The sequence below is a fragment of the Syntrophomonas sp. DTU019 genome, from assembly GCA_913757435.1.
Classification (GTDB): Bacteria; Bacillota; Syntrophomonadia; order Syntrophomonadales; family Syntrophomonadaceae; genus DTU019.
In genome coordinates this window covers 164,473-186,558 of record CAJYDM010000001.1, presented here as the reverse complement: position 1 = coordinate 186,558, position 22,086 = coordinate 164,473, and the positions used below count along the sequence as shown (strand labels likewise).

The window sequence follows — 22,086 nt, the reverse complement described above, 5'->3', positions numbered from 1 at the left end:
ACCGTCAGGAGGCCAGTAAAACAGGCAGCAATGCCTGCGACAAAGGGCCTTCATGTGGAAGCCCATATTGGAAGAGTCGGGAACCACGTTCCCGGCCTGTTTTATGGCGTTCTCTAAATTGAATTTATATCTGACGGAGGTTCGAAATTATATATGTGTGGAATTATGGGTTATATCGGCCAGTCTGATGCTGTGCCGGTAATTATAGAGGGATTGAGCCGACTGGAATACCGAGGTTATGATTCGGCTGGGATCGTGGTTTACCGCAACGGAGCAGTCGACCACCTGGAGGTGCTTAAACGTAAAGGGCGCCTGGCAGAGTTGGTCGACTGTCTACAGGATTTTCCCGCCAGCGTTTTGGGTATCGGGCACACCCGCTGGGCTACCCATGGGGTTCCCAGCGACCGCAATGCACACCCTCACAACGACTGCAGCGGGCGTGTTGCGGTGGTGCATAACGGCATTATCGAGAACTATGCTTCCTTAAGGAAACAACTGATACTGGAGGGCCATGATTTCGTATCGGAAACCGATACCGAAGTGGTCGCTCACCTGGTGGAAAAATATTATCACCATTCACTTGAAGCGGCAGTGCGCCAGACCCTGGCGGTCATTCACGGCTCTTTCGCTCTGGCGGTGATTCATCAAGATGAACCTGATAAGATCGTGGTGGCCAAGAAAGACAGTCCATTGATCATCGGGCTGGGTGAAGGTGAGAACTATGTGGCCTCCGACATCCCTGCTATTCTGGGACGGACTACACAGGTGTATATTCTGGAAGACAACGAGTTTGCTGTAGTCAAGGCAGACGAGGTAGTTATAACTGATTTGATAGGTGATCCGGTTGACAAAGAGGTATTTACTGTGACCTGGGATCCTATCTCTGCCGAAAAAGGCGGATATGAGCATTTCATGCTCAAGGAGATCCATGAGCAGCCAGAAGCGATACGCGCCACCCTAAGGGGCACTTCCCTCAACGGGCGGGTTGATTTCTCTTATCTAGGCCTGGATGAGGTGTTTAAAAACCTGGGCAGGATTTTCATAGTGGCTTGCGGCACAGCATATCATGCCGGTTTAGTAGGACGGGTAGCTATAGAGAAACTGGCCCGGGTGCCGGTGGAAACTGACATTGCCTCCGAATTTCGTTATCGCGAGGTGTTATGGCAACCTAATGATTTAATGATCGTGATAAGCCAGTCGGGGGAGACAGCTGACACCAAGGCGGCTTTGCAGGAAGCCAGGCGTCAAGGCATTAAGGTCCTGGCGGTCACTAACGTGGTAGGGAGCGCCATAGCCCGTGAGGCCGATCAGGTGATATACACTCACGCCGGGCCAGAGATCGCGGTGGCTTCCACCAAAGCTTACACCACTCAGTTGGTGGTAATGTATCTTCTGGCCATATATCTGGCTGATGTGAGGGGTACGATGAGCACCCCGGAACTGCAGCACATATACAGCGACCTGCTTTATACTGATACTCTGGCGGAACAGGTGTTAGCTGAAGAGGGGAAAATCAAAGCCCTGGCCTACAAGTATGCCAGCGTGCAGAGCACCTTTTTCCTGGGGCGCGGCTTTGACTACGCAGTAGCCATGGAAGGTGCTTTGAAATTGAAAGAGATCTCCTACATCCATGCTGAAGCCTATGCGGCTGGTGAATTGAAACACGGCCCCCTGGCCCTCATAGATGATGGGGTTCCGGTCTTAGCCTTGATCACTCAGGATAACCTGGTGGAAAAGTCCATGTCCAACATCAAAGAGGTCAAAGCCCGGGGAGCAATAGTCGTAGCTATCTGTAAGAATAACTTGCAGGAGGCCTGCCAGGAATGTGACGAACAGATTCTGTTGCCTGATATTAACCCCATTTTAGCACCTATCATCGGGGTAATACCGCTGCAGATATTCGCCTATTATATGGCCGTGATGCGGGGCTTGGATGTTGACAAGCCCAGGAATCTGGCCAAAAGCGTGACGGTGGAATAATGGTTCCATAGCGGTATTGATGCGGGCAGAATGGTTAAATCAAAACCTGTGAGGGTAAGCCAAAGCTAAAACTCTCACAGGTTTTTCTTTGCTCTCTGGGCATTGGGAGCATCCCAACCCTGAACAACCAAGTAGGAAACGTTCGCTGTTGATGTCAGAAAGCCAAAAGGCCTTTCTGGGTAGAAAGGCCTTTTGGCTTGAACATGAATCCTGAGGATATATATGATTGGAATCATATATCTTGTTAAAATGATTGATAAGATCTAAATAAATACACTCTCATTCTATAAGAAGTCTACCCCCTATTAGGCCATCTCTTGTGCTTTATATTAGATCAATATGAATCTAATTCACCATTGGCACCGCCTCTGTAGGGGCGGTGCCAAACGGCTCTAAATATTGATTTTGATAGTAATGTGAAGATCCCTGGGAATAATGTTCCACTTAAACGGTAAGGAATCCACCATCAACAACGACCTGAGAACCGCTCATGAACGAAGCCTTGTCCGAAAGTAGGAAGCAAGCAACTTCGGCGATTTCCTTAGGTTCACCTAGTCGCCCGCATGGATGCAGCCCAATCAGAGTGTCTTTCAATTCTGTGTCCGTCCACTGAGCGATGAGCGGGGTCAAGATATAACCCGGGTGCAGCGAGTTGATACGGATACCTTTGCAGCCGAATTCAATCGAAGCTGCTTTGGTGAGACCGGCGACTCCATGCTTAGAGGCACAATAGTGGCTCAGATTCTCGATCCCAATAAAACCAGCGATCGATGAGGTGTTTACGATTGCACCACCGCCCGACGCTAGAATTGCTGGGATTTGGTAGTGCATGGCATAGAATACCCCATTTAAATTGATGTTAATGACACTGTTCCACTCTTCAGGCGTGAGTCCGTCGACATGTTTCTCAGCACCTACTATGCCGGCATTATTAAATGCCAGATGTAGGCCGCCATATGTTTTTTTGGCGAATTCGACGGTAGCTTCAGCATCCTCAGGCTTTTCCACATCAGCTTTCCCTAAATGCCGCCGCCTTGCCCCCCGCCTTCAAGATCTCAGCCGCCACAGCCTCCATGACCAATGGTAGACTTATGTCGGACAGAACGACTCGATGCCCCCGGCAGCAAGAATTTTAGCCGTTTCAGCACCGATTCCGGATCCCCCCCCCGGATACGATAGCGACTTTCCCCTGAAACTCGTTCGACATAGATTTTCCCCCCATAATTATAATTTTCACAATATCGGATATATATCTCGATATGGTTACTAATGCATTTAAGCAAAATCTATGCCAGGTAAGTGCTAACGAATAGAGCGTGAATCTAATGGGATATTATGGTTTATGGCAGAGTAGGAAACTATAAGAAGGTGTAACAAAATGGAGCATGTCCCATTGGACATGCTCCATTTTGTTACACCTTCTGCTTGTATTACTGTTCTCCGATATTCCTAGCAATGTTATATCTTTTCATTTTGCGGTAAACCGTATTGCGGGCAATACCCAGTTTTTCAGCGGTTCGCCTAATATTTCCGTGGGTCTCCCGCAGCGTATCCATGATTAAAGTCATTTCGGTTTGTTCAATAATATTAATGTCTGGCACTGCTTTAAAACCCTTCTCGGTAATGTAATTTGGCAAATCGCTGCACCTGATAACAGAATCCTCGCATATGTTGGCCGCCCTTTCCAAAACGTTTTCCAGTTCGCGGATATTACCAGGCCATTCATGATTTTTTAGTAAAACCATGGTCTGGCTCTCAATGGTCAGAGAGGATTTGTTAGTTTGTTTCTTTATTCTATCCATCGTACTGTTTATCAAGATTTCAATATCTTCCTTACGCTCTCTAAGGCTAGGCATATTGATTGCCAGAACATTTAAGCGGTAAAAGAGATCTTGGCGGAAGGTTTTGTTTAGAACCTCCTCCGCTAGATTCTTATTGGTGGCGGCAATAATCCGGACATCGATCGGTTTGGGTTTGCTGCTGCCAATCCGGTTTACTACCTTGTGTTGTATAATCCGGAGTAAAGTAGCCTGGACATCCAATGGTAATTCGCCTATTTCATCCAGGAAAATGGTGCCTCCGTCTGCGAGTTCAAACTTGCCTGGATTACCGTCCTTCTTGGAACCGGTAAAAGATCCTCCTTCATAGCCAAATAATTCACTAACTATTAATCCACGTGGCAAAGCACCACAATTTATAATTATGAAAGGCTTATGAAAGCGGTTACTGGCGTTGTGAATAGCCTGGGACATTAGTTCCTTCCCCGTCCCGCTTTCTCCGGTAATTAGGACGTTGGAATTGGCCAAGGCTGCCAGCTTACCCTGACGGATGGCCTCCTGAAAAGCTGATGAGTGACCTATCATTTGTTCGAAAGTGTATCTGGCCCAGGAACCTGTCACTTGGTTGACCAAGGCATGGATATTCTTGCTGGGAGTAAAGGTTAAGATTAAATTTTCAAGCAGTCCTTTTTCGTTCCTACTAATAGCCGTAGAAACGGAACAGGACAAATCTTTATCATGTAACGCAAAGTCAATTTCCTTATTCTTAAGCATTCGGTGCTTGATAAAAATATCATCAATGTCCAATCCAGAAGGGATAAGCTTGCTTATTGGCTGATTTACAATCTCTTTTTTAGCCATGCCAAACATTTGCAGGGCATGTTGATTTATCTCGGTGATTTTACCGGTTGGATCAACTATTAAAACCCCATCTGTGATCAAATTCAGGATTATTTCTTGCTTCCGAATAACTTTTTGGTTTTCTTCTGTAATTTGGTTAATTTTAATTTGTCTTTCAATGGCATTGGCCATACCCAGTACCATGCCTAAGGTATGAGCATGCACGCTTTCCGAAGTACCAGTAACGTTTAAACATCCGAGCATATTTCCGGCCGGATCAAAAATGGGGGCTGAGGAACAATACCATATATGGTTGCCCTGATAATAATGCTCAGCAGCCCATATTTGGATAGGCCTTTCTAATGCCAAGCAGGTCCCTACTCCGTTAGTCCCCATGGTTGCTTCACTGCAATCGTGACCAGGTTCAGGTGCCGTAGTTTTCCGCATGGTTTTTTCGTCGCCCAGAGCAAAAATAATAGTGCCTTCTGCGTCAGACAAAACCACGACTCCCTGGCTATTAAGAATTTTGGAATAGAGATGTTCCAAGTAATCATGTGCAGCATTCAATAAGATTATGTTTTTAGCTTGTCTATTTATTAGTTCTTCTGGAGAGCATAACTGTTTATTCTGATGTAAGGCATTTACGCCATACTGCCGGCTGCGTTCCCATGAATCAAGAATTACCTCACGGACATGACCAATTCCCACCGGTTTATTATTCTGAAAGTCTTGCCAGGCTTTTTTGATATCATGCTTGCTTCGTTTACCAAACAATGTATCACCTCTATCAATGAGCAAATTTACTGGATAATAATAATTATATCTCATTTCAAATACCCAGCATTGGGGGTATCATGGAGCCGATCTTTTTGCTTGCTTATTGCTATGCCTTAAATACAAAATTCTGCCCGATTTCAATTACAGCAACGTGCCGTCGGGTTATATCTTCACTTGGAACCTAAACCAGGAATTGACCTGGCGGAATTTAAGAGTGAGATAGGGGTACCGGTGAAGAGCCGATTATGAGCCTGATATCAGCTTAAATGGAGCTGAAGAACATCCAAAAATGGCTGCCACTGCCAGCCAATACAAATAAGTGGAATATCTCATGAAAACCGAACCCGCGAAACCTTAACCGAGGGAAGCGGGTAGCGTACAACAAAGCTCCGATGCTGTATAACAAACCGCCCATGATCAGCCAGACCAGGCCGGAAGCAGCCAGCGACCTGGAGAGCGGCAGAATCGCCACTGCCACCACCCAACCCATCAGCACATAGCTCAGGGTGGATAGCCAGCGGGGCGCGGAAAGCCACAGCAGTTTGAAAACCAATCCAGCCGCGGCCAGTGACCATATGACGGTAAGCATTCCCCAGCGCCACCCTCCGGAGAGGAAAATCACACATACCGGAGTACAGGTGCCGGCAATGAGCATATATATCATAATATGGTCCAGACGGCGCAGCACTTCTATCACCCTTTGGGATGAAACCACCAGGTGATAAAAGCCACTGGTGGTGTAGAGCAAAAACATGCTGGCTGCAAAAACCGCCAGCGATATGTAAGCGCCAGGTCCGCTGCCTTGGGGAAGCTGTAGAAGCAGAGCGATCAGGGCTATGATAGACAAAAGGGCGCCAGCAAAGTGACTGTAGCTGCTGAAAGCTTCTCGGGGATGACGGAAGCTGCGCAGAATGTCATGCCACAACCCTGGGGAAGGTTTATTATCCATAATAAATCACCTCATTATTTTATTATCAGCTTAACCGGTTATAAGCTGTACCCACCGATGCGTATCGACCGTGCCAAAAGACTGCGTCAATAACCACCAGCGCGATCAAGCAGGGCCAGAACGACTGTGGCGTATCTTGGTGGCGATGTAGATCGCAACCAATGCCACCAATGCAGAGAGTATAATAATGTCAAACTCTTCAAATAGCTTGCGTACCTGATCCCAATTCTGTCCCAATTTAACCCCTAGATAAACGAATAATATGCTCCATGGGATCGAACCCAGGATGGTGTACATCAAAAATCGTTTGAAATTCATACGGGAAATGCCCGCCGGCAGCGATATAAAGGTTCTGACCACCGGCAAGAGCCGGGCCCAGAACACCACCAGATGCCCATAACGGGTGAACCAGCGGTCAGCGATCTGCATATCACGGGGAGTGACCAGGATGTAGCGGCCATACTTCAGAACGAAAGGGCGCCCCCCAACTGATCCTACCCAGTAGGCCAGGCTGGAACCGATGGCGCCGCCCAAGGTGCCCGCCAGAACAGCGGGCCAGTATCCCAATAAGCCCCGCGATACCATGTATCCTCCGTAGGGCAGGATTATTTCAGATGGGATGGGAATGCAGGCACTCTCCAACGCCATCCCGATGATCAGTCCCCAGTAACCCCAGGCATCTATATATGTGGTTGCGATATGGTATAAGTATTCCAGCCATTCCATTAAAATACTCCATTTATAAGAACAAGCGGATTGATGGGAAGGATTGCTATCTTAATTATGATACTACATGTCCAGCCTGACCTTAATCAACCCCGAAGTGGTTAGGGGCCAAAACGCTGCCCTGTACATGGGGCAGCGCATTGAGCAGCAGAGGTTATTTCGGCGCGCAGGTAAGCTAATCAATTAAACCAGGGCTTGTTTTTTGAGGCGGGGTTTACGACTGCGCCAGAAATAGTAGAGCAGAATCAGAGCGATGGCTATTATGACCAGGATAAGGCTGATGTCAGACAAGTCTGATTGCAAGAGAGTCAGTGCTTTGGGACCGTAATACATCAATAACAGAGCCTCCCCGAAAAACCTGATGCCTCGACCGATCAAAGCTGTGATCAGGAAGGTGGAAAAGCGCATTGAGAATGCGCCTGCCGATATGGTGAAAAGCTTAAAAGGCAGCGGAATAAGGGCTGCTACCAGAATAGCCCAGCCTCCATAGCGGTTGAAGATTATCTTGATTCGTGCCAGGCTGCGGCGCGACACCAGTTTTTTTAGCAAGGGACGTCCGATGCGTGAACCCAGGTAATAGCCGAAGGCTGATCCGCAGATAGAGGCCGTGGTTGTGATCAAAGCCAAAGCCAGTGCCCAGCGCGGCATGGCCAGCCCCAAAGGTATGAGAAAAAAATCCGGTGCCAGGGGCAGAAACGATGATTCAGCAAAAGCGGTAATAAGCAGACCCCAGATACCGTATTGTTCTAGAAGGCTGACGATAGAGTCCCACATAGTGATGCATTATCCTTAATTATTCCATATTGCTAACTGTTGCTGCGACCATGGCTTGCTCCTACCGGCGCGATGGAAATAAAGCCCCAAAAAACAGCCAGCCGGGATTGGCCTTTTAATAGTATATCATACAATTATTCTCCGCTTGTGTTATGCTTTTATTGCTGAAGCCCATGGTGTTTTATCAGCTGTTACCGGTAGCCGGCATTTACCCAGGTAAAATAGGGTAAATTAAAGCCATATTGAGAAATAACCTGGAAATAAGTAGAATGGTAAAAGACCGTTAAGATGATTGTCTAGGAGGCTATAGAAAATGTATAAAAGGTTGTTCATCCCGGGACCGGTCGAGGTGCGATCAGAGGTGCTGCAGAAAATGGCCAGCCCCATGATCGGGCATCGCAGCAAAGAGGCTTCAGCCTTACAGCGCCGCATTAGCGACAAGATGAAAATTCTATGGTCCACTCAGCATGAGATTTTACTATCTACCAGTTCTGGCAGCGGCCTTATGGAGGGAGCGCTAAGATCCTGCACCGCACAAAGGGCAGCCATATTTTCCATGGGGGCCTTTGGCAAGCGCTGGTACGAGATGGCAGTCAATAATAACATCCCCGCTGATCTTTTCGAGGTGGAGTGGGGTCAGGCCAATACCCGAGAGATGATCGAACAAGTCTTGGCCACGGGTAATTATGACTTGATGACCATTACCCATAATGAAACTTCTACCGGAGTGATGAATCCGGTAGAAGAGATTGCTACAGTGGCCTGCCAATACCCTGAGGTAGTTTATTGTATGGATACGGTGAGTTCCACTGGAGGCACCCCCATAAATGTAGACCAATTGGGAGTCGATATTTGCATCACCTCTACACAAAAATCCCTGGGTCTGCCCCCGGGAATGGCTATCTGCACATTTTCTCGCAAAGCCATTGATAGAGCTGCCCAGGTCCCCTTCCGTGGCTACTACCTGGACCTGTTGCAGCTGTATGAATATATTCGTGATAAAGATTACCAATACCCCTCAACTCCATCGCTGAGCCATATGTATGCGCTGGATTATCAGTTGGAGCGCATAATGACCGAAGGCCTTGAGGCGCGCTTTGACAGACACTGGCAGATGGCTGAAATAGTCAGGGCCTGGGCCAGGAAGTACTTCGCCCTGTTTGCTGATGAACGCTATCTGTCCAATACCGTAACCGCTATTACCAATACTCGTAATATAGATGTGGCAGATCTGAACCGAAAATTGGGTGAACGTGGATTCCAGATTTCCAACGGCTACGGCAAAATGAAAGACAAGACCTTCCGCATCGCTCACATGGGGGATCACACTGTAGAGGATATCGGAGAGCTCTTAGGGCATATTCAGGATATCTTGAAACTTCAGGCCTGATCAATTTTCAAAGGAGGATCAACATGGCAGTTATCAGACCGTTCAGAGCGCTCCGTCCTATCCCCTCGTTGGTGGATAAGGTGGCGGCCTTGCCCTACGATGTGATGAGCAGTGATGAAGCTCGGGATATGGTACGAGGTAATCCCTATTCATTTCTGCATATAGATAAGGCCGAAATCGATTTGGATATCGGTACAGACATATATGATGATCGGGTGTACGCCCAAGCCAGGAACAACCTGGATAGAATGACGGCGGAGGGGGTTTTTATTCAGGACCAGGAACCGTGTTTGTACATTTACCGCCAAAAGCTCGCACACCGCACCCAGACTGGACTGGTGGCGTGCCTGTCCATAGATGACTATATGAGTGATACCATCAAAAAGCATGAACTGACTCGGGCTGATAAGGAGCAGGACCGCATCCGCCATGTTGATAGGTGCGATGCCCAGACTGGACCGATCTTTATCACCTATCGCCACCAGGAGGAGATCGCCTCTCTTATCGACAATTGGGCCAGCCAGCACCAGCCCTTATATGATTTCATTTCTGAGGACGGCATCGCCCACACCGTATGGATAATAGACGACAGTGGTGTCATTGAGCGCTTACAAGGGCTATTCTCTTCCGTTAGTGCTTTATACATCGCTGATGGGCACCACCGGTCCGCTTCAGCAGTGCAGGTGGGGATGCAGCGCCGGGCTGAGAACCCGCAGTATACCGGCACAGAAGAGTACAATTACTTTCTGGCGGTGGTTTTTCCCGACAAGGATCTGTATATAATGGATTATAACCGCCTGGTCCGTGATCTCAATAATCTCACCCCTGAAGGATTTCTAACCCTTCTGGAAAAAGATTTTGAAGTACAAGTTAATCCCCAGGTTGGGCCTTATCAGCCGCAAGAGCCCAAGACATACGGCATGTTTTTGGAGGGGGTATGGTATATTCTCAAAGCACGGCCCGGCAGCTATGACGCCACTGACCCAGTAGCCCGGCTGGATGTCTCCATACTGCAGAACAACCTCTTGGGACCGGTATTGGGTATAAACAACCCCCGTACCGATAAGCGCATTGATTTTGTGGGCGGGGCCAGAGGCCTGGGAGAACTTGAAGAGAGGGTTGGCAGTGATATGAAGGTCGCCTTTGCTATGTATCCCACATCCATTGATGATTTGATGGCCATTGCTGACGCCGGGCAGATAATGCCTCCCAAGTCGACCTGGTTTGAACCCAAGCTCAGAAGCGGCATATTCATCCATAAACTGAGTTAGGAGAAGGGTCTGAAGTCTGGCGGCCATGCAGGCCCAGACCCTGGGGTGCAGCGGTTTTACACGTTGTCAGAACTATGGCAGCAATATAAAATGGAATTATCTACATTCTGTTGAGGAGGAGTAATATGTTCAAATTTAGCAAAGAAAAATTAGAGGAACAGGCCAACAAACTGGCTCAAAAGTCCGGGAAACTAATAGAGAGCGGCAAGCTGAAACTAAACATCTCCAACCTGGAGCGGGACATCACCCAGCTTAAAACCGAGCTGGGCGATAAGCTGTATACCGCTTATCGCAGCAATGTTAATGCTGAGGCAGACTTGATGGAAATCTGCCAGAAGATCGATGCCCTTTATCAGCAGATTGACGAGATAAAGGCGCAGTTAGACAATTCTCAGGAATAATGCCATGAATTGCAGTTATGGTAAACTTGGCACTAGGGCGGATATTTCCGCCCTTTTTGATATTTCACTATGATTATGCAGGCTTATTAAAGCCTGTGAGTAAAGGATGGCTATGGTAGTGGCCTGCTTTGTACAGCCATTCCTCATCCAAAATCATGAGGACCGAGAGGAGGCATGGAATGAAACGCAAATATGCAATGATCACCGGTATTTCAGAACTGGCACCCATCAAGGATCCTGCCGGGCAAAAGACTTTGGCCTTACTGGCAGAGGCGGCCAGACTGGCCATTGCCGATGCCGGCCTGCACAACACCCAAATCGACGGACTGCTAGTCACCCCGCCCAGCGAAGACAGCGCTTTCATGTGGCCAGCCCAGGTATGCGAGTATTTGCAGATCAGGCCGTCACTGCTAAATATGGTGGAACTGGGCGGAGCCAGTGCGGTGGGTGCAGTGTCCAGAGCTGCATTGCTGGTAAAAGCCGGCCTGGTAAAAAACTGCCTTTGCCTTAGCGGCGGGGTTTGGGACAGTCAGGTATTCAACACCTTGCAGGGTAAAAAATCAGTGATGTCACAGGCGGAAATCGATTTCGAATTGCCTTATCAACCTCTGGGCTTCAATACCGGTTATGCCCTGATAGCCCATCGCCATATGCACCTCTATGGTACTACCCCCGAACAGATGGCCAAGGTGGCCGTCGATCAGCGCAAGAGTGCGCTGCTTAATCCCCTGGCCTTATTCAACCAGGCCCCTTTGACCGTCGACCAGGTTTTACAATCACCGCTGATCACTGACCCCTTACACCTGCTGGAAATAGTCCGCCCCTGCAGCGGCGCGGCTGCAGTGGTAGTGAGCAATGAGCGCGGCGCAAGTCTGCATGATAGTGTCAGTATCCTTGGCTGGGGAGAGGCCTTTAGTCATAATTCCATAGTATATGCGGAAGAGATCACCACCAGCCCGGTAAAAGAATCAGCGCATAGGGCATTTGGCATGGCGGGCTGCGAGCCGGCGGATATTGATCTATTGTCCCTGTATGATTGCTATCCCATAACGGTTTTAATAACCTTGGAGGATGCCGGTTTCTGTGCCAAGGGTGAAGGAGGTATATTCGTAACCCAACATGACCTCAGCTATCAGGGGGATAGACCCTGCAATACGCACGGCGGGCAGCTGTCTATGGGGCAGGCTTCATTTGCCGGAGGTATGTCCCATGTTATAGAAGCGGTGCGTCAGTTGCGGGGAGAGGCCGGGGAGCGGCAGGTGGCCCGCAATCATCTGGCATTTGTGAATGGCAACGGCGGCGTGATGAGCACTGAAAGCAGTCTAATATTAGGGAGGACGGAATATGTGTAATCCCACCCAGTTCTATTTCGAGCATCTCAATAAAGGTGAATTATGGCTGCAATACTGCCCTGAGTGCCAACGCTATATTTTTTATCCGCGCAGTCATTGCCCGGGCTGCTGGAGCCAGCACTGGGAATGGCACCGGAGCCAGGGCAAAGGGCGGATATACAGTTACAGCGTGATTCGGGTCAGTAGTCTGGGAGGAGATGGGGAAGTACCCTATATTTATGCCCTGATCACCCTGGACGAAGGTGTGCGCATGGCATCTCGGATCGTGGACTGCGGCCTGCAAGAGGCAGCTGTCGATATGCCGGTGGAGATGACATTGCAGACCTTTGGAGGACAAATGATGCCGGTTTTCAGGCCTGTTTGCAGCCGGCCAGGTTAGGGCTGACAATGTCGAACTGAATTGTCTGTCAGTATGTTATAATTTGTACTATATAGAGATATAGAGATAAGGAGTTTTCTAATGGAATTAGAACAATGCGTGAACTTCGTGCTGACCAAAGCTCAGAACGCTGTGCAACAGCTTTTTAAGGCCGAATTGGCCCCTTATGGGGTTACCCCTGGCCAATATGCGGTCTTAAAGTGCCTCTGGGATAGAGATGGTCAGACTGCCAAACAGCTCTCCGAACGGCTTTATCTGGACGGATCAACCGTCACTGGAATACTGGACCGTATGGAGAATAAGTCTTTGATCAACCGGCAGCCCGACTCTAAGGATCGTCGTGCGGTCCGGGTGATGCTGACGGAAAAGGGCCGGGCTCTAAAAGAACCGGTCAATGCCGCTATTGAAAGTGCCAACCAAAAGGCTTTGCAAAAACTCAATCCTCAGGAATCGGCTTTACTTAAAAAACTGCTGGAAGAACTGAACCACGTATCATAGCAACCTTGCCTATTCCGACAATATACCTACCCGGCACACAGCAGAGATCACACTTTAATTTACAAGATTCGCCTGCCACCTGATGATGACATTATGGGGCATTACTTTGCATACAAATAAATGATTGACAAAGCATTTGCCTGTTTAATACAATGCAGTTACTAGAGGGGGAACGTCCGCCTGTGTTCACAAATTCAGGTGGAAGTATACGTTAAAAGGAGTGAGTGTAATGGATTTCCAATTAACCGAAGAGCAAGTACTGGTTAGAGAGAACATGCGAGAGTTTGGCAGAACCTATGTTGACCCGATAGCGGTAGAGATCGACGAGAACAGCCGCTTCCCCGCCGAGGTCATTCAAAAACTGGGCGAGGGCGGATGGATGGGTATGCCCATACCCCAGGAGTATGGCGGCGCAGGCACAGATTATCTGACCTATGCCATAGCGGTGGAAGAACTGTCTTATTGCTGTGCTGCCACAGGTTTTACCATGTCTGTACATACTGGCTTGGTTTGCATGCCGCTGTACCTGTTCGGCAGCGAAGATCAAAAACAGAAATACTTGACTCCATTGGCCAAAGGAGAACACCTGGGGGCATTTGCCCTGACTGAACCGGGGGCTGGAACCGATGTCGGTGCGGCTACCTCAACCGCGGTTTTGGATGGGGATGAGTGGGTCATCAATGGCACCAAAACCTTCTGCTCGAATGGCCCGGTGGCGGATACATATATTACTTTTGCCTGGGTCGAAAAAGAAGAGGGCGGCCGGGCTATGACCTGCTTCATCGTTCCCAAGGGTACTCCCGGTATGCGCGTAGGAGCCCATTTTGCCAAGATGGGCTTGAGAGCCTCACAGACTTCAGAAATCATCTTCAAAGATTGCCGCATCCCCAAAGATAACCTGGTCGGCAAGATCGGCGATGGCCTTAAGATCGCCATGAACAGTTTTGACCATGGCCGCATCGGTATAGCTGCGCAGGCTGTCGGCATAACTCAGGCAGCTTTGGACGAATCCATAAAATATTCCAAACAGCGTATCCAATTCAACAAACCCATCAGCAAGAATCAAGCTGTGCAATGGTGGATAGCCGATATGGTAACCGAAGTGGCTGCGGCCCGTTATCTGACCTATAATGCCAGTTGTCTTAAAGACCAAGGTAAATCATTCAGTAAAGAAGCCGCCATGGCCAAATTATTTGCGGCCGAGTGCTCCATGCGCCATACCATTAAAGCGGTTCAGGTCTACGGGGGGTATGGTTATGTGAAGGGACAGAAGGTGGAGCGCCTGATGAGAGATGCCAAAATCACCGAGATCTACGAAGGCACCTCGGAAGCGCAGAGAATGGTCATCGCCGGAAACGTTTTGCGCTAAACTACGATCAAACAGAAACAGAAACGTTGCCTGGCTTTTGAGACAGGCAGCGTTTTTTTGTTTTTAAATAGTTTTGGATGGTCAGGGAAAAAAAGCCCAATCCTGCGTCCTCCCAGTCTGTGCCCACAATGGACCGAGAGGTTTGGTAAATCGTAATTACCGGCTAATCCAGGTGGAATTTTATATGCTGCGAGGCAACAGGAACCAGTACTGGCAGAATCTCGTCTAAACAAATAACATCTGCCTGTATTGGAGGTTAGTGAGATGCGGGGCCAAAAAGCAGTTATTGTGTTAATGATAGCCATGTTGATGTTTACCCCATCTATTCTGCCGGTATCAGCCGATATCAGCCCCTCGATATGTATTGAAGGGCAACTGCGGCATTTTCAACCTGGGGCTATACTGTTGGGGGGGCGGACCATGGTGCCGGTGCGTTTTGTGGTAGAGGATCCGGCTTTGCAGGGCACCGTATACTGGGACGGCCTTCAGCGCAAAGTCGCCATGGATTGTCGCGGACGCTACCTGGAACTTGTTATCGGCAGGAAAGAGGCTAAAGTCGATGGGGTGGCAAGGCAGCTGGATACGGCCCCGCTCATATATAAGGACCGAACTTATGTCCCCTTGCGCTTTCTGGCTGAGAATCTTGGCGCCACGGTGAGCTGGGACAGCAGCAAACAGCAGGTCAATATCTCCTTCAGCTACCATCCCGAAGTGTTTGCTTATTACTATTACACCCCCTGGGATGAATTCTCCGCCAATGCGGATCTATTTACCGATATAGCTCTGCGCTGGTTCATTACCGACAGCCGGGGAGATTTGATTTATGAATACCAGGATCAATACCAAAAAGTCATGCAATATTGCCGAGAGCGGGGTATACAGGCCCATCTGGGAGTGGCCTTAATGGACAAGGAGGCTTTGCACAGCTTGCTTTGCGATCCAGCTGCCCGCCGCAATCTGATCAAGCAGCTGAACGATAAGGTAGCAGCGGACAAATATGATGGGGTGAACATCGACTTTGAATTCATTCCCAGCACCGACGCAGCCTATTTCACTCAATTCCTGCGCGAACTTAAGGCTGCATTAGGAGAGAACAAGATGCTTTCAGTGGCGGTATTCGCCCGCACCGGCAAGGAGAATTGGCCGGTGGCTTACCAGTACAGAGAGATCGGGAAAATTGCCGACCGGGTGGTGGTTATGGCCTATGATCATTCCTATGCCGACAGTGCACCGGGACCAGTGGCACCGTTATGGTGGGTCAAGGACGTGACTGCCTACATGATTTCCACTATACCCCGGGAAAAAATCCTTTTGGGCCTGCCCACCTATGGATATAACTGGGCCGCTGGGAGTCGAGCAGTGACAGTTACCAGGCCCCGGCTGGAGGAAATCAAGCGCAAATACCGCGTAGAGGGAGGCTTCGACACCGCCAGCATGAGTCCCTATTATACGTATACCGATGAAAACGGTAAAAAGCATACCATTTGGATGGAGAACGAGGCCAGTCTGGCCGAAAAGCTGAACCAGGCCACCAATAACCGCCTGGGCGGTATCGCATTCTGGCGCATCGGCAATGGATTCGACGACCTTTATCAGGTTTTACGCCATTAGTCAGTAAACAGAACGTCATAGTATAACCGAGGGCCAGGCACACTGAGTGTAGCCTGGCCCTCATGGTTTAGCGCTCTGGTCGGGGTAGGCCTTATATATTATAATATTAATGGCAATTACATGGAAATATGGATTAGAAGCCGAGGGGAGAGGGGAAAATGTCAACAGAGCAACCGGGATTGTTTGATTTGCCGGATAGGGCAGAGATTCGTAAAGCATCCCCGCAGGCGGCATTGCCAAACCAGGCTTTTCTGCCCGGAGTTGATAGCGATCACAGTTATCCCCATGTAAGAACGCTGGATGAATTAAAAAACATCGCCCTAAGCTGCAGCCGATGCCGTTTGCGGGAGGGATGCCAGCAGGTAGTATTCGGTGCAGGCGATCCTCATGCCCGCCTTTTGCTGGTGGGTGAGGGTCCGGGCCAAGACGAGGACCAACAGGGCCTGCCCTTTGTGGGACGGGCGGGAAAATTGCTGGACAAAATCCTGGCTGCGGTAGATTTACATCGCAGTGAGGTCTACATAGCCAATATTGTAAAATGCAGACCTCCAGGCAACCGGCTGCCCAATCCTGATGAAGTTAAGCAGTGCCGCAATTATCTGGAGGCACAGATTCGGATTATTGACCCGGCCATTATAGTCTGTCTGGGATCAACGGCCAGCCAGGCCATAATTGACCCCGGGGCCAGGATAACCAGGATTCGTGGAACCTGGTTTACTCGCCAGGGCAGGAGCATCATCGCTACCTATCATCCCGCCGCCCTGCTGCGCAATGCGGCTTATAAACGCCCCGTCTGGGAGGACTTTAAGGCTTTACGTCAGGCCTACCAGGAGTTAGCTCCCAGATAGATGGCAATATTTTTGAGGTGACCGATTTGGAACTGATTATAAGGACGGAAGAGGATATGAATAAACTGGGCGAAACACTGGCCCGAATTTTGAACAAACAGGACGTGGTGTGCCTGCATGGTGTTCTGGGGGCGGGCAAGACCACCCTGGTACGAGGTATTGCCAGGGGCAAAGGTTACCAGGGACGGGTGACCAGCCCTACCTTTACCCTGATGAATATTTACCAGGCCCAGGAGCCCATACATCATTTCGATTTCTACCGCTTGGAAGGTGCAGATTTAATTGACCTGGGGATGGAGGATTACCTGCAGAAGGAGCTGTGTTTGATTGAATGGCCGGAAGTCGGCTCGGGTGTTCTTCCCGGGGAGGCGATGCACATATATATCAGCCTGGCCGAGGAAGATTATGACCGGGAAAGGCTGGTTCAAATAGAGGCCGGAGGAGAAGAAGGCCGCCGCAAAATAAAGGAGTTGGAACAGATTGTTGATACTGGCTGTTGACAGCGCTACTCAGGTGGCAGGCGTGGCCCTGGCGGGACGGGACCGGGTGGTCTGTGAAGAGTTTGTTAACTTCAAGCGCAACCACTCCGAAATCCTGCTGCCCAAAATTGACCGGGTAATGAAGGACAGCCAGTGTGACTGGTCGCAGATCGCAGCCCTGGCAGTAACTACGGGCCCAGGTTCATTTACTGGCCTGCGCATTGGCATGGCTACGGTGAAAGGACTGAGCCTGGCCACAGGTTTGCCTATCGCAGCCATATCCACACTAGACGTATTGGCACATAATGTAGTGAGGAGCCCGGCCCTGGTTGCCGCCATGCTTGATGCCCGCCGTGAAGAAGTCTATTTCTCATGCTATGATGTGCAAGACCGCTTCCCGCGAATGCTGTTGCCTATGAAGGCTTGTCCCCCACAGCAAGCTGGCCGTGAAATACTGGATCTGATCGGGGCGACTGGGCGCGAGCAGGTAATCCTGCTGGGAGACGGTGCAACCTCTTACCATGATTATTTTACGGACATCCTGGGCCAATACCTAATACCGGTCAGCCCCCATGTTATGCTGCCCCGGGCCGCAGCCCTGGCCAGTCTGGCCTGGGAGGCCCTGGATAAAGGCCAATTGGATAACAGCTTGACTGTCAAGCCGATATACTTGCGCTTGTCTGAAGCTGAATATCGACTGCAAAAAGGAGTATCATAATTGTGATCCAGGAGTATATGATACGCAAGATGACCGGGCGTGACCTGGACGAGATCATGCAGATAGAATTGGAATCTTTCAGCTTGCCTTGGTCGCGACAATCCTATGAAAATGAGCTCAGCAACCAATATGCTACCTATATGGTGGCTGACTGCGAAGGAGACGTGGCAGCCTATGGTGGTATCTGGGTAGTTGCTGATGAAGCGCACATAACCAACGTAGCGGTTGCGCCGCAACATCGCAGGAAGGGTATGGGAACCAGGGTGTTGCAGGCCCTGGTGGAGGCAGCCCGGCAAAAGCGGGCCAGCCGGATCTATTTAGAGGTAAGGGTTTCCAATGATGCCGCCCGCAAACTATACAGCGGGCAGGGCTTTAAGCCTGCCGGAAGGCGGCCGGCATATTACTCTGACAACAATGAGGATGCTGTCGTCATGATGAGGCAGATAAACTGAGGGATTACATATGAATGACATCAACATACTCGGGATCGAAACCTCCTGCGATGAAACCGCTGCGGCCATCGTAAAGAATGGCCAAGAGATCCTCTCCAATATAGTGCAGTCACAGATAAGCCTGCACCAGAAGTTCGGCGGGGTAGTACCTGAGGTGGCTTCGCGCAAACATATCGAAACCATAACCGCAGTAACCCAGGAAGCCTTTGCGCGGGCCGCGCTTACCTACCAGGACATTGATGCGGTAGCGGTTACTCACCGGCCGGGATTGATTGGAGCCCTGTTAGTGGGTTTGAGCTTTGCCAAATCTCTAGCTTACGCTTTAGGCAAACCCATAATCGCCGTGAACCACCTTCATGGCCATATATATGCCAATTTTTTGGAAAACCCCGGAATAGCATTTCCTTGTGTCTGTTTGGTGGTTTCCGGGGGGCATACCAGTCTGCTCTATATGCCTTCTCATCATGAATATCACCTTATTGGTGAGACCCGCGATGATGCTGCCGGAGAAGCCTTCGACAAAGTAGCCCGTTTCCTCGGCCTGGCCTACCCGGGAGGTCCTTCGGTGGAGAAAGCAGCCCTCCAAGGCCAACCGGGTTTATACAAATTGCCCCGCATCTTTCTCGATCGGGATGACTTCGAATTTAGCTTCAGCGGTCTGAAGACGGCAGTTATGAACCTGTGGCGGAAACTAGAGAAAAGCGGTGAGGCCGATGTGAATAACATGGCTGCTGAATTTCAAGCCGCCTTGGTTGAGGTTTTGGCGGAAAAGACGCTGCACGCGGCAAAAAAATTTCAGGTGAAAACTGTGCTATTGGCTGGGGGAGTGGCAGCCAATTCCTTGTTGAGGAGCACTATAGCAGAGAAGGCGCAAGTTCAAGGTATGCAGGTCTTTTATCCTTCACTGTCCTTATGCACCGATAATGCTGCCATGATCGCGGGCCGGGCTTATGTTCAGTATATGAGACGAGACTTTGCGGGACTGGACCTCAATGCCTACCCCGGCCTATTGTCCCTGTGAAAAATCCCTGTGGATATTGTGGATAAGTCTGTTGATAAATGGAAGATATAGACGGCTAAAATTGCGGTATATCTGTTATAATCAAGGTTAATCAAAAATCTTTCCAATCAGCTCGAAAAGTGGTTGTGGATAACTATAGGAGGGGAATTGAGTTTTGCATCCGGAACTCTTTACAATAGGTTCGTTTACGGTTTACTCCTGGGGAGCTATGCTGGCTGTGGCGGTGTTGTCAGCCATATGGGGCATCAGCCGGATAGCCCGGCGCGAGGGTTACGACGACAACATGGTCTTTGACCTGGTTATCCTGTCTGTCTTGGGAGGATTGATAGGGGCTCGACTGGCTCATTTTATTATCTATGATCGGCAGGCTTTTATCGCCAACCCCCTGGTGCTATTTAAAATCGGTCCCAGCGGCATCGAAGGTATGATCTGGTATGGAGCCTTTATCGGTGGGCTGGCAGTCTTCGCATTATATATATGGAAGAAAAATCATTCATTTTGGAGAATTGCCGATATGTTCAGTCCTTACCTGGCACTAGGGTACGCTCTGGTGCGCATCGGTTGTTTCCTGCGGGGCTGCTGTTATGGCAATATAACTCAGAGTCCCCTGGGCATGGTGTTTCCATATATAGATAATTTCTATCGCTATCCCACCCAATTATTTAGTTCAGCCATGAACCTGCTTTTATTTGCCTACCTGCTGTGGCTGTATGATCGTCGCCGCTACAATGGGCAGGTGTTTCTAGCCTACCTTTTAGGTTATGGGGTTTACCGCTTTATAATCGAATTCTTCCGCTTTAGTGTTTATTATGTCGGCCCGTTCACTCTGGGGCAGATATACACATTGGGATTGCTGGCAGTGGGGCTAGCTCTCTACTACTGGCGCTTTAAACAGTGTGGAAGTGCTGTGTATGTGCCTAGAAACAGGAATCGGTTATGATGATAAACCATCATCCTCAGGCAGATATAGATAAAGAACAGATCCGAAAAGAAATAAGGCAACTCCGTGATGGAATGCCCTCCAGTGAGGTGCAGACCTGCAGTCTGCAGATAGCAAAAAGGCTGCTGCAGTTAAAACCTTTGCGTGAAGCACGCGTAATAATGGGGTACATGAGCATAGACAATGAGGTTGACATCGGCTTGGTGTTGGAGCACTTCACCCGACCGGACCGCATCTTGCTTTTGCCCCGGGTCGAAGGAAGACACATCCAGGCTGTACAGTACACCGGTCCTGGTGCCCTGAAAAAGAGCGCTTTTGGTATATTGGAACCTTCGGGCCCGGTTTGGGACCCACAGCAGATCGATGTGGTCCTGGTGCCGGGTTTGGCATTTGATTATCAGGGTTACCGCATCGGGTACGGTAAGGGGTATTATGATCGTTTCTTGCCTCAGCTCAGGAAAAATGCCTTTCTCTGCGGAGTGTGTTATGAATTTCAGGTGATCCCCTCCTGCAACCCACACCAAGCTGACTTTCCGGTTGATTGGATAATGACCGAACGTTCCGAATTGATGATAGACGAAGCCTATTTTTAAATTGGCACCTATCCAATAATCCATCTGCTACCAGGCTCTATAGATGATCCACAGTATAAACGATATACAACATACCAGGCATTTGTTGCAGCATTTGCTGCAATCCCGTGCAAGCCTGCAGGTGACTGCCATTCATCCTAAAGGTCAGGATAAGTCTGTCATGTCAGCCGTTATGACTACATTTATTGCCAGATATTAGGCAATCGGTTAGAATATAGCATATTAATTGAACCAGGATTAATACTGAATGAGGATATGTGGATGAGCCAGTTCAGAGTATTGCTGTGTAGCAGTTCGATGCTGTATAATCAAACCCTGGCGGTGGCATTCCAACAAAGTCACAGTTTTCAAGTAGTCGGGCAGGTCGATTACAGCGATTTGCTTGATGCCGCTACCGGTATGCAGCCAGATGTGGTCATTCTAAGATTAGATGATGCAGATCTGCTGCCTGCGGTGATGCAGCTTAAAAGACATTGTCCCTACCAATTGCCGATCATGATAGTAGAAAACCCCAATAGTTTTAGCATGGCAGATCTGGTTAAAAGCGGTGTCAGGGGTTGTCTGCCGCTGCGCATGCTTCCCCGGCAGATTGTCAACGCGGTGGACCTCATTGTAGTGGCCGGTATCCTCTGCTTGCCCCGCATAAATACGACCATAACATCGCGACAGCAGCTGACTGCTAACGAAACAGGCAACATTCAGAATTTAACCCCACGAGAGCGTGAGGTGCTTTCATTTCTAGGCAAAAGCTTATCTAACCAGGAAATAGCAGCTGCCATGTGTATTTCGGAATCAACTGTTAAAACCCATCTGCGCAATTCCTTTAGAAAATTAAAGGTGCGCAACCGCATCGAAGCCTTGGCGTATTTGCTGGGGGCAGACATACGCCCGGTTTAGCTTTTGCACGATGGCATGATACAACAGCGGAGATTATTTTTAC

General features: G+C 49.3%; 22 protein-coding genes. 17 read left to right on the top strand and 5 right to left on the bottom strand.

All coding sequences use genetic code 11. The annotated features are described in order from the left end of the window. Positions 1-153 precede the first annotated feature (153 nt). A complete protein-coding gene (glmS, locus tag AC15IQ_RS00940; protein ID WP_483176745.1) occupies positions 154-1,980 on the top strand; it encodes a glutamine--fructose-6-phosphate transaminase (isomerizing) in 1,827 nt (608 codons plus the stop codon). A gap of 444 nt (positions 1,981-2,424) precedes the next feature. Here the strand turns inward: glmS and AC15IQ_RS00935 are convergent, their stop codons facing one another. The 5 genes from AC15IQ_RS00935 to AC15IQ_RS00915 all read right to left on the bottom strand — a co-directional run bounded on the left by AC15IQ_RS00935 (position 2,425) and on the right by AC15IQ_RS00915 (position 7,824). Next, a complete protein-coding gene (locus tag AC15IQ_RS00935; protein WP_483176744.1) occupies positions 2,425-2,988 on the bottom strand; it encodes an SDR family NAD(P)-dependent oxidoreductase in 564 nt (187 codons plus the stop codon). Positions 2,989-3,410: 422 nt separating this feature from the next. Next, on the bottom strand, positions 3,411-5,426 hold the full coding sequence (locus AC15IQ_RS00930; protein WP_483176743.1) for a sigma-54-dependent Fis family transcriptional regulator: 2,016 nt from the start codon (positions 5,424-5,426) through the stop codon (positions 3,411-3,413). A gap of 211 nt (positions 5,427-5,637) precedes the next feature. Continuing rightward, positions 5,638-6,324, bottom strand: a complete 687-nt coding sequence (gene trhA / locus AC15IQ_RS00925; protein ID WP_483176742.1) for a PAQR family membrane homeostasis protein TrhA — start codon at positions 6,322-6,324, stop codon at positions 5,638-5,640. A 105-nt stretch (positions 6,325-6,429) separates the two neighbouring features. Further along, positions 6,430-7,050, bottom strand: a complete 621-nt coding sequence (locus AC15IQ_RS00920) for a DedA family protein (protein WP_483176741.1) — start codon at positions 7,048-7,050, stop codon at positions 6,430-6,432. A 183-nt stretch (positions 7,051-7,233) separates the two neighbouring features. Then, complete coding sequence (locus tag AC15IQ_RS00915; protein ID WP_483176740.1) at positions 7,234-7,824, bottom strand: YqaA family protein; 591 nt, start codon at positions 7,822-7,824, stop codon at positions 7,234-7,236. Positions 7,825-8,137: 313 nt separating this feature from the next. Between AC15IQ_RS00915 and AC15IQ_RS00910 the strand changes: the two genes are divergently transcribed. The 16 genes from AC15IQ_RS00910 (at position 8,138) to AC15IQ_RS00835 (ending at position 22,043) form a co-directional block, all read left to right on the top strand. Next, positions 8,138-9,214: a pyridoxal-phosphate-dependent aminotransferase family protein gene (locus AC15IQ_RS00910; RefSeq protein ID WP_483176739.1), complete on the top strand. Its 1,077-nt coding sequence runs from the start codon at positions 8,138-8,140 to the stop codon at positions 9,212-9,214. Positions 9,215-9,237: 23 nt separating this feature from the next. Then, positions 9,238-10,485: a DUF1015 domain-containing protein gene (locus AC15IQ_RS00905; RefSeq protein WP_483176738.1), complete on the top strand. Its 1,248-nt coding sequence runs from the start codon at positions 9,238-9,240 to the stop codon at positions 10,483-10,485. Positions 10,486-10,610: 125 nt separating this feature from the next. After that, complete coding sequence (locus tag AC15IQ_RS00900; protein WP_483176737.1) at positions 10,611-10,886, top strand: hypothetical protein; 276 nt, start codon at positions 10,611-10,613, stop codon at positions 10,884-10,886. 179 nt (positions 10,887-11,065) lie between these two features. Next, entirely contained in the window at positions 11,066-12,238 is a 1,173-nt protein-coding gene (locus AC15IQ_RS00895) for a thiolase family protein (protein WP_483176736.1), read from the top strand. After that, complete coding sequence (locus AC15IQ_RS00890) at positions 12,231-12,617, top strand: Zn-ribbon domain-containing OB-fold protein (RefSeq protein WP_483176735.1); 387 nt, start codon at positions 12,231-12,233, stop codon at positions 12,615-12,617. Before AC15IQ_RS00895 ends, AC15IQ_RS00890 begins: the two co-directional genes overlap by 8 nt. An 81-nt stretch (positions 12,618-12,698) precedes the next feature. Further along, complete coding sequence (locus AC15IQ_RS00885) at positions 12,699-13,115, top strand: MarR family winged helix-turn-helix transcriptional regulator (RefSeq protein ID WP_483176734.1); 417 nt, start codon at positions 12,699-12,701, stop codon at positions 13,113-13,115. Between the two features lie 229 nt (positions 13,116-13,344). Continuing rightward, a complete protein-coding gene (locus AC15IQ_RS00880) occupies positions 13,345-14,484 on the top strand; it encodes an acyl-CoA dehydrogenase (RefSeq protein ID WP_483176733.1) in 1,140 nt (379 codons plus the stop codon). A 264-nt stretch (positions 14,485-14,748) separates the two neighbouring features. After that, positions 14,749-16,095: a glycosyl hydrolase family 18 protein gene (locus AC15IQ_RS00875; protein ID WP_483176731.1), complete on the top strand. Its 1,347-nt coding sequence runs from the start codon at positions 14,749-14,751 to the stop codon at positions 16,093-16,095. A gap of 158 nt (positions 16,096-16,253) precedes the next feature. Next, complete coding sequence (locus AC15IQ_RS00870) at positions 16,254-16,943, top strand: uracil-DNA glycosylase (RefSeq protein ID WP_483176729.1); 690 nt, start codon at positions 16,254-16,256, stop codon at positions 16,941-16,943. Positions 16,944-16,969: 26 nt separating this feature from the next. Beyond that, complete coding sequence (gene tsaE / locus AC15IQ_RS00865; RefSeq protein ID WP_483176727.1) at positions 16,970-17,443, top strand: tRNA (adenosine(37)-N6)-threonylcarbamoyltransferase complex ATPase subunit type 1 TsaE; 474 nt, start codon at positions 16,970-16,972, stop codon at positions 17,441-17,443. Next, entirely contained in the window at positions 17,424-18,140 is a 717-nt protein-coding gene (gene tsaB, locus AC15IQ_RS00860; protein ID WP_483176726.1) for a tRNA (adenosine(37)-N6)-threonylcarbamoyltransferase complex dimerization subunit type 1 TsaB, read from the top strand. Before tsaE ends, tsaB begins: the two co-directional genes overlap by 20 nt. Before the next feature lie 2 nt (positions 18,141-18,142). Beyond that, positions 18,143-18,592: a ribosomal protein S18-alanine N-acetyltransferase gene (gene rimI / locus AC15IQ_RS00855; protein WP_483176725.1), complete on the top strand. Its 450-nt coding sequence runs from the start codon at positions 18,143-18,145 to the stop codon at positions 18,590-18,592. A 10-nt stretch (positions 18,593-18,602) separates the two neighbouring features. Beyond that, a complete protein-coding gene (tsaD, locus tag AC15IQ_RS00850; protein WP_483176724.1) occupies positions 18,603-19,613 on the top strand; it encodes a tRNA (adenosine(37)-N6)-threonylcarbamoyltransferase complex transferase subunit TsaD in 1,011 nt (336 codons plus the stop codon). 154 nt (positions 19,614-19,767) lie between these two features. Next, a complete protein-coding gene (gene lgt, locus AC15IQ_RS00845; protein ID WP_483176723.1) occupies positions 19,768-20,553 on the top strand; it encodes a prolipoprotein diacylglyceryl transferase in 786 nt (261 codons plus the stop codon). Further along, positions 20,550-21,146 (top strand): 5-formyltetrahydrofolate cyclo-ligase, encoded by a 597-nt coding sequence (locus tag AC15IQ_RS00840; protein WP_483176722.1) that lies wholly within the window; start codon positions 20,550-20,552, stop codon positions 21,144-21,146. The genes lgt and AC15IQ_RS00840 overlap by 4 nt, the downstream gene beginning before the upstream one ends. A gap of 261 nt (positions 21,147-21,407) precedes the next feature. Then, positions 21,408-22,043: a response regulator transcription factor gene (locus AC15IQ_RS00835; protein ID WP_483176721.1), complete on the top strand. Its 636-nt coding sequence runs from the start codon at positions 21,408-21,410 to the stop codon at positions 22,041-22,043. The last annotated feature ends 43 nt before the right edge of the window (positions 22,044-22,086 follow it).

Bases quoted from the DNA above. Each gene is read 5' to 3' on its own strand.
- glmS (WP_483176745.1), top strand. From the start codon at position 154: ATGTGTGGAATTATGGGTTATATCGGCCAGTCTGATGCTGTGCCGGTA.
- AC15IQ_RS00930 (WP_483176743.1), bottom strand. From the start codon at position 5,426: ATGAGATATAATTATTATTATCCAGTAAATTTGCTCATTGATAGAGGT.
- trhA (WP_483176742.1), bottom strand. From the start codon at position 6,324: ATGGATAATAAACCTTCCCCAGGGTTGTGGCATGACATTCTGCGCAGC.
- AC15IQ_RS00920 (WP_483176741.1), bottom strand. From the start codon at position 7,050: ATGGAATGGCTGGAATACTTATACCATATCGCAACCACATATATAGAT.
- AC15IQ_RS00915 (WP_483176740.1), bottom strand. From the start codon at position 7,824: ATGTGGGACTCTATCGTCAGCCTTCTAGAACAATACGGTATCTGGGGT.
- AC15IQ_RS00910 (WP_483176739.1), top strand. From the start codon at position 8,138: ATGTATAAAAGGTTGTTCATCCCGGGACCGGTCGAGGTGCGATCAGAG.
- AC15IQ_RS00905 (WP_483176738.1), top strand. From the start codon at position 9,238: ATGGCAGTTATCAGACCGTTCAGAGCGCTCCGTCCTATCCCCTCGTTG.
- AC15IQ_RS00900 (WP_483176737.1), top strand. From the start codon at position 10,611: ATGTTCAAATTTAGCAAAGAAAAATTAGAGGAACAGGCCAACAAACTG.
- AC15IQ_RS00895 (WP_483176736.1), top strand. From the start codon at position 11,066: ATGAAACGCAAATATGCAATGATCACCGGTATTTCAGAACTGGCACCC.
- AC15IQ_RS00890 (WP_483176735.1), top strand. From the start codon at position 12,231: ATGTGTAATCCCACCCAGTTCTATTTCGAGCATCTCAATAAAGGTGAA.
- AC15IQ_RS00885 (WP_483176734.1), top strand. From the start codon at position 12,699: ATGGAATTAGAACAATGCGTGAACTTCGTGCTGACCAAAGCTCAGAAC.
- AC15IQ_RS00880 (WP_483176733.1), top strand. From the start codon at position 13,345: ATGGATTTCCAATTAACCGAAGAGCAAGTACTGGTTAGAGAGAACATG.
- AC15IQ_RS00875 (WP_483176731.1), top strand. From the start codon at position 14,749: ATGCGGGGCCAAAAAGCAGTTATTGTGTTAATGATAGCCATGTTGATG.
- AC15IQ_RS00870 (WP_483176729.1), top strand. From the start codon at position 16,254: ATGTCAACAGAGCAACCGGGATTGTTTGATTTGCCGGATAGGGCAGAG.
- tsaD (WP_483176724.1), top strand. From the start codon at position 18,603: ATGAATGACATCAACATACTCGGGATCGAAACCTCCTGCGATGAAACC.
- AC15IQ_RS00840 (WP_483176722.1), top strand. From the start codon at position 20,550: ATGATGATAAACCATCATCCTCAGGCAGATATAGATAAAGAACAGATC.
- AC15IQ_RS00835 (WP_483176721.1), top strand. From the start codon at position 21,408: ATGAGCCAGTTCAGAGTATTGCTGTGTAGCAGTTCGATGCTGTATAAT.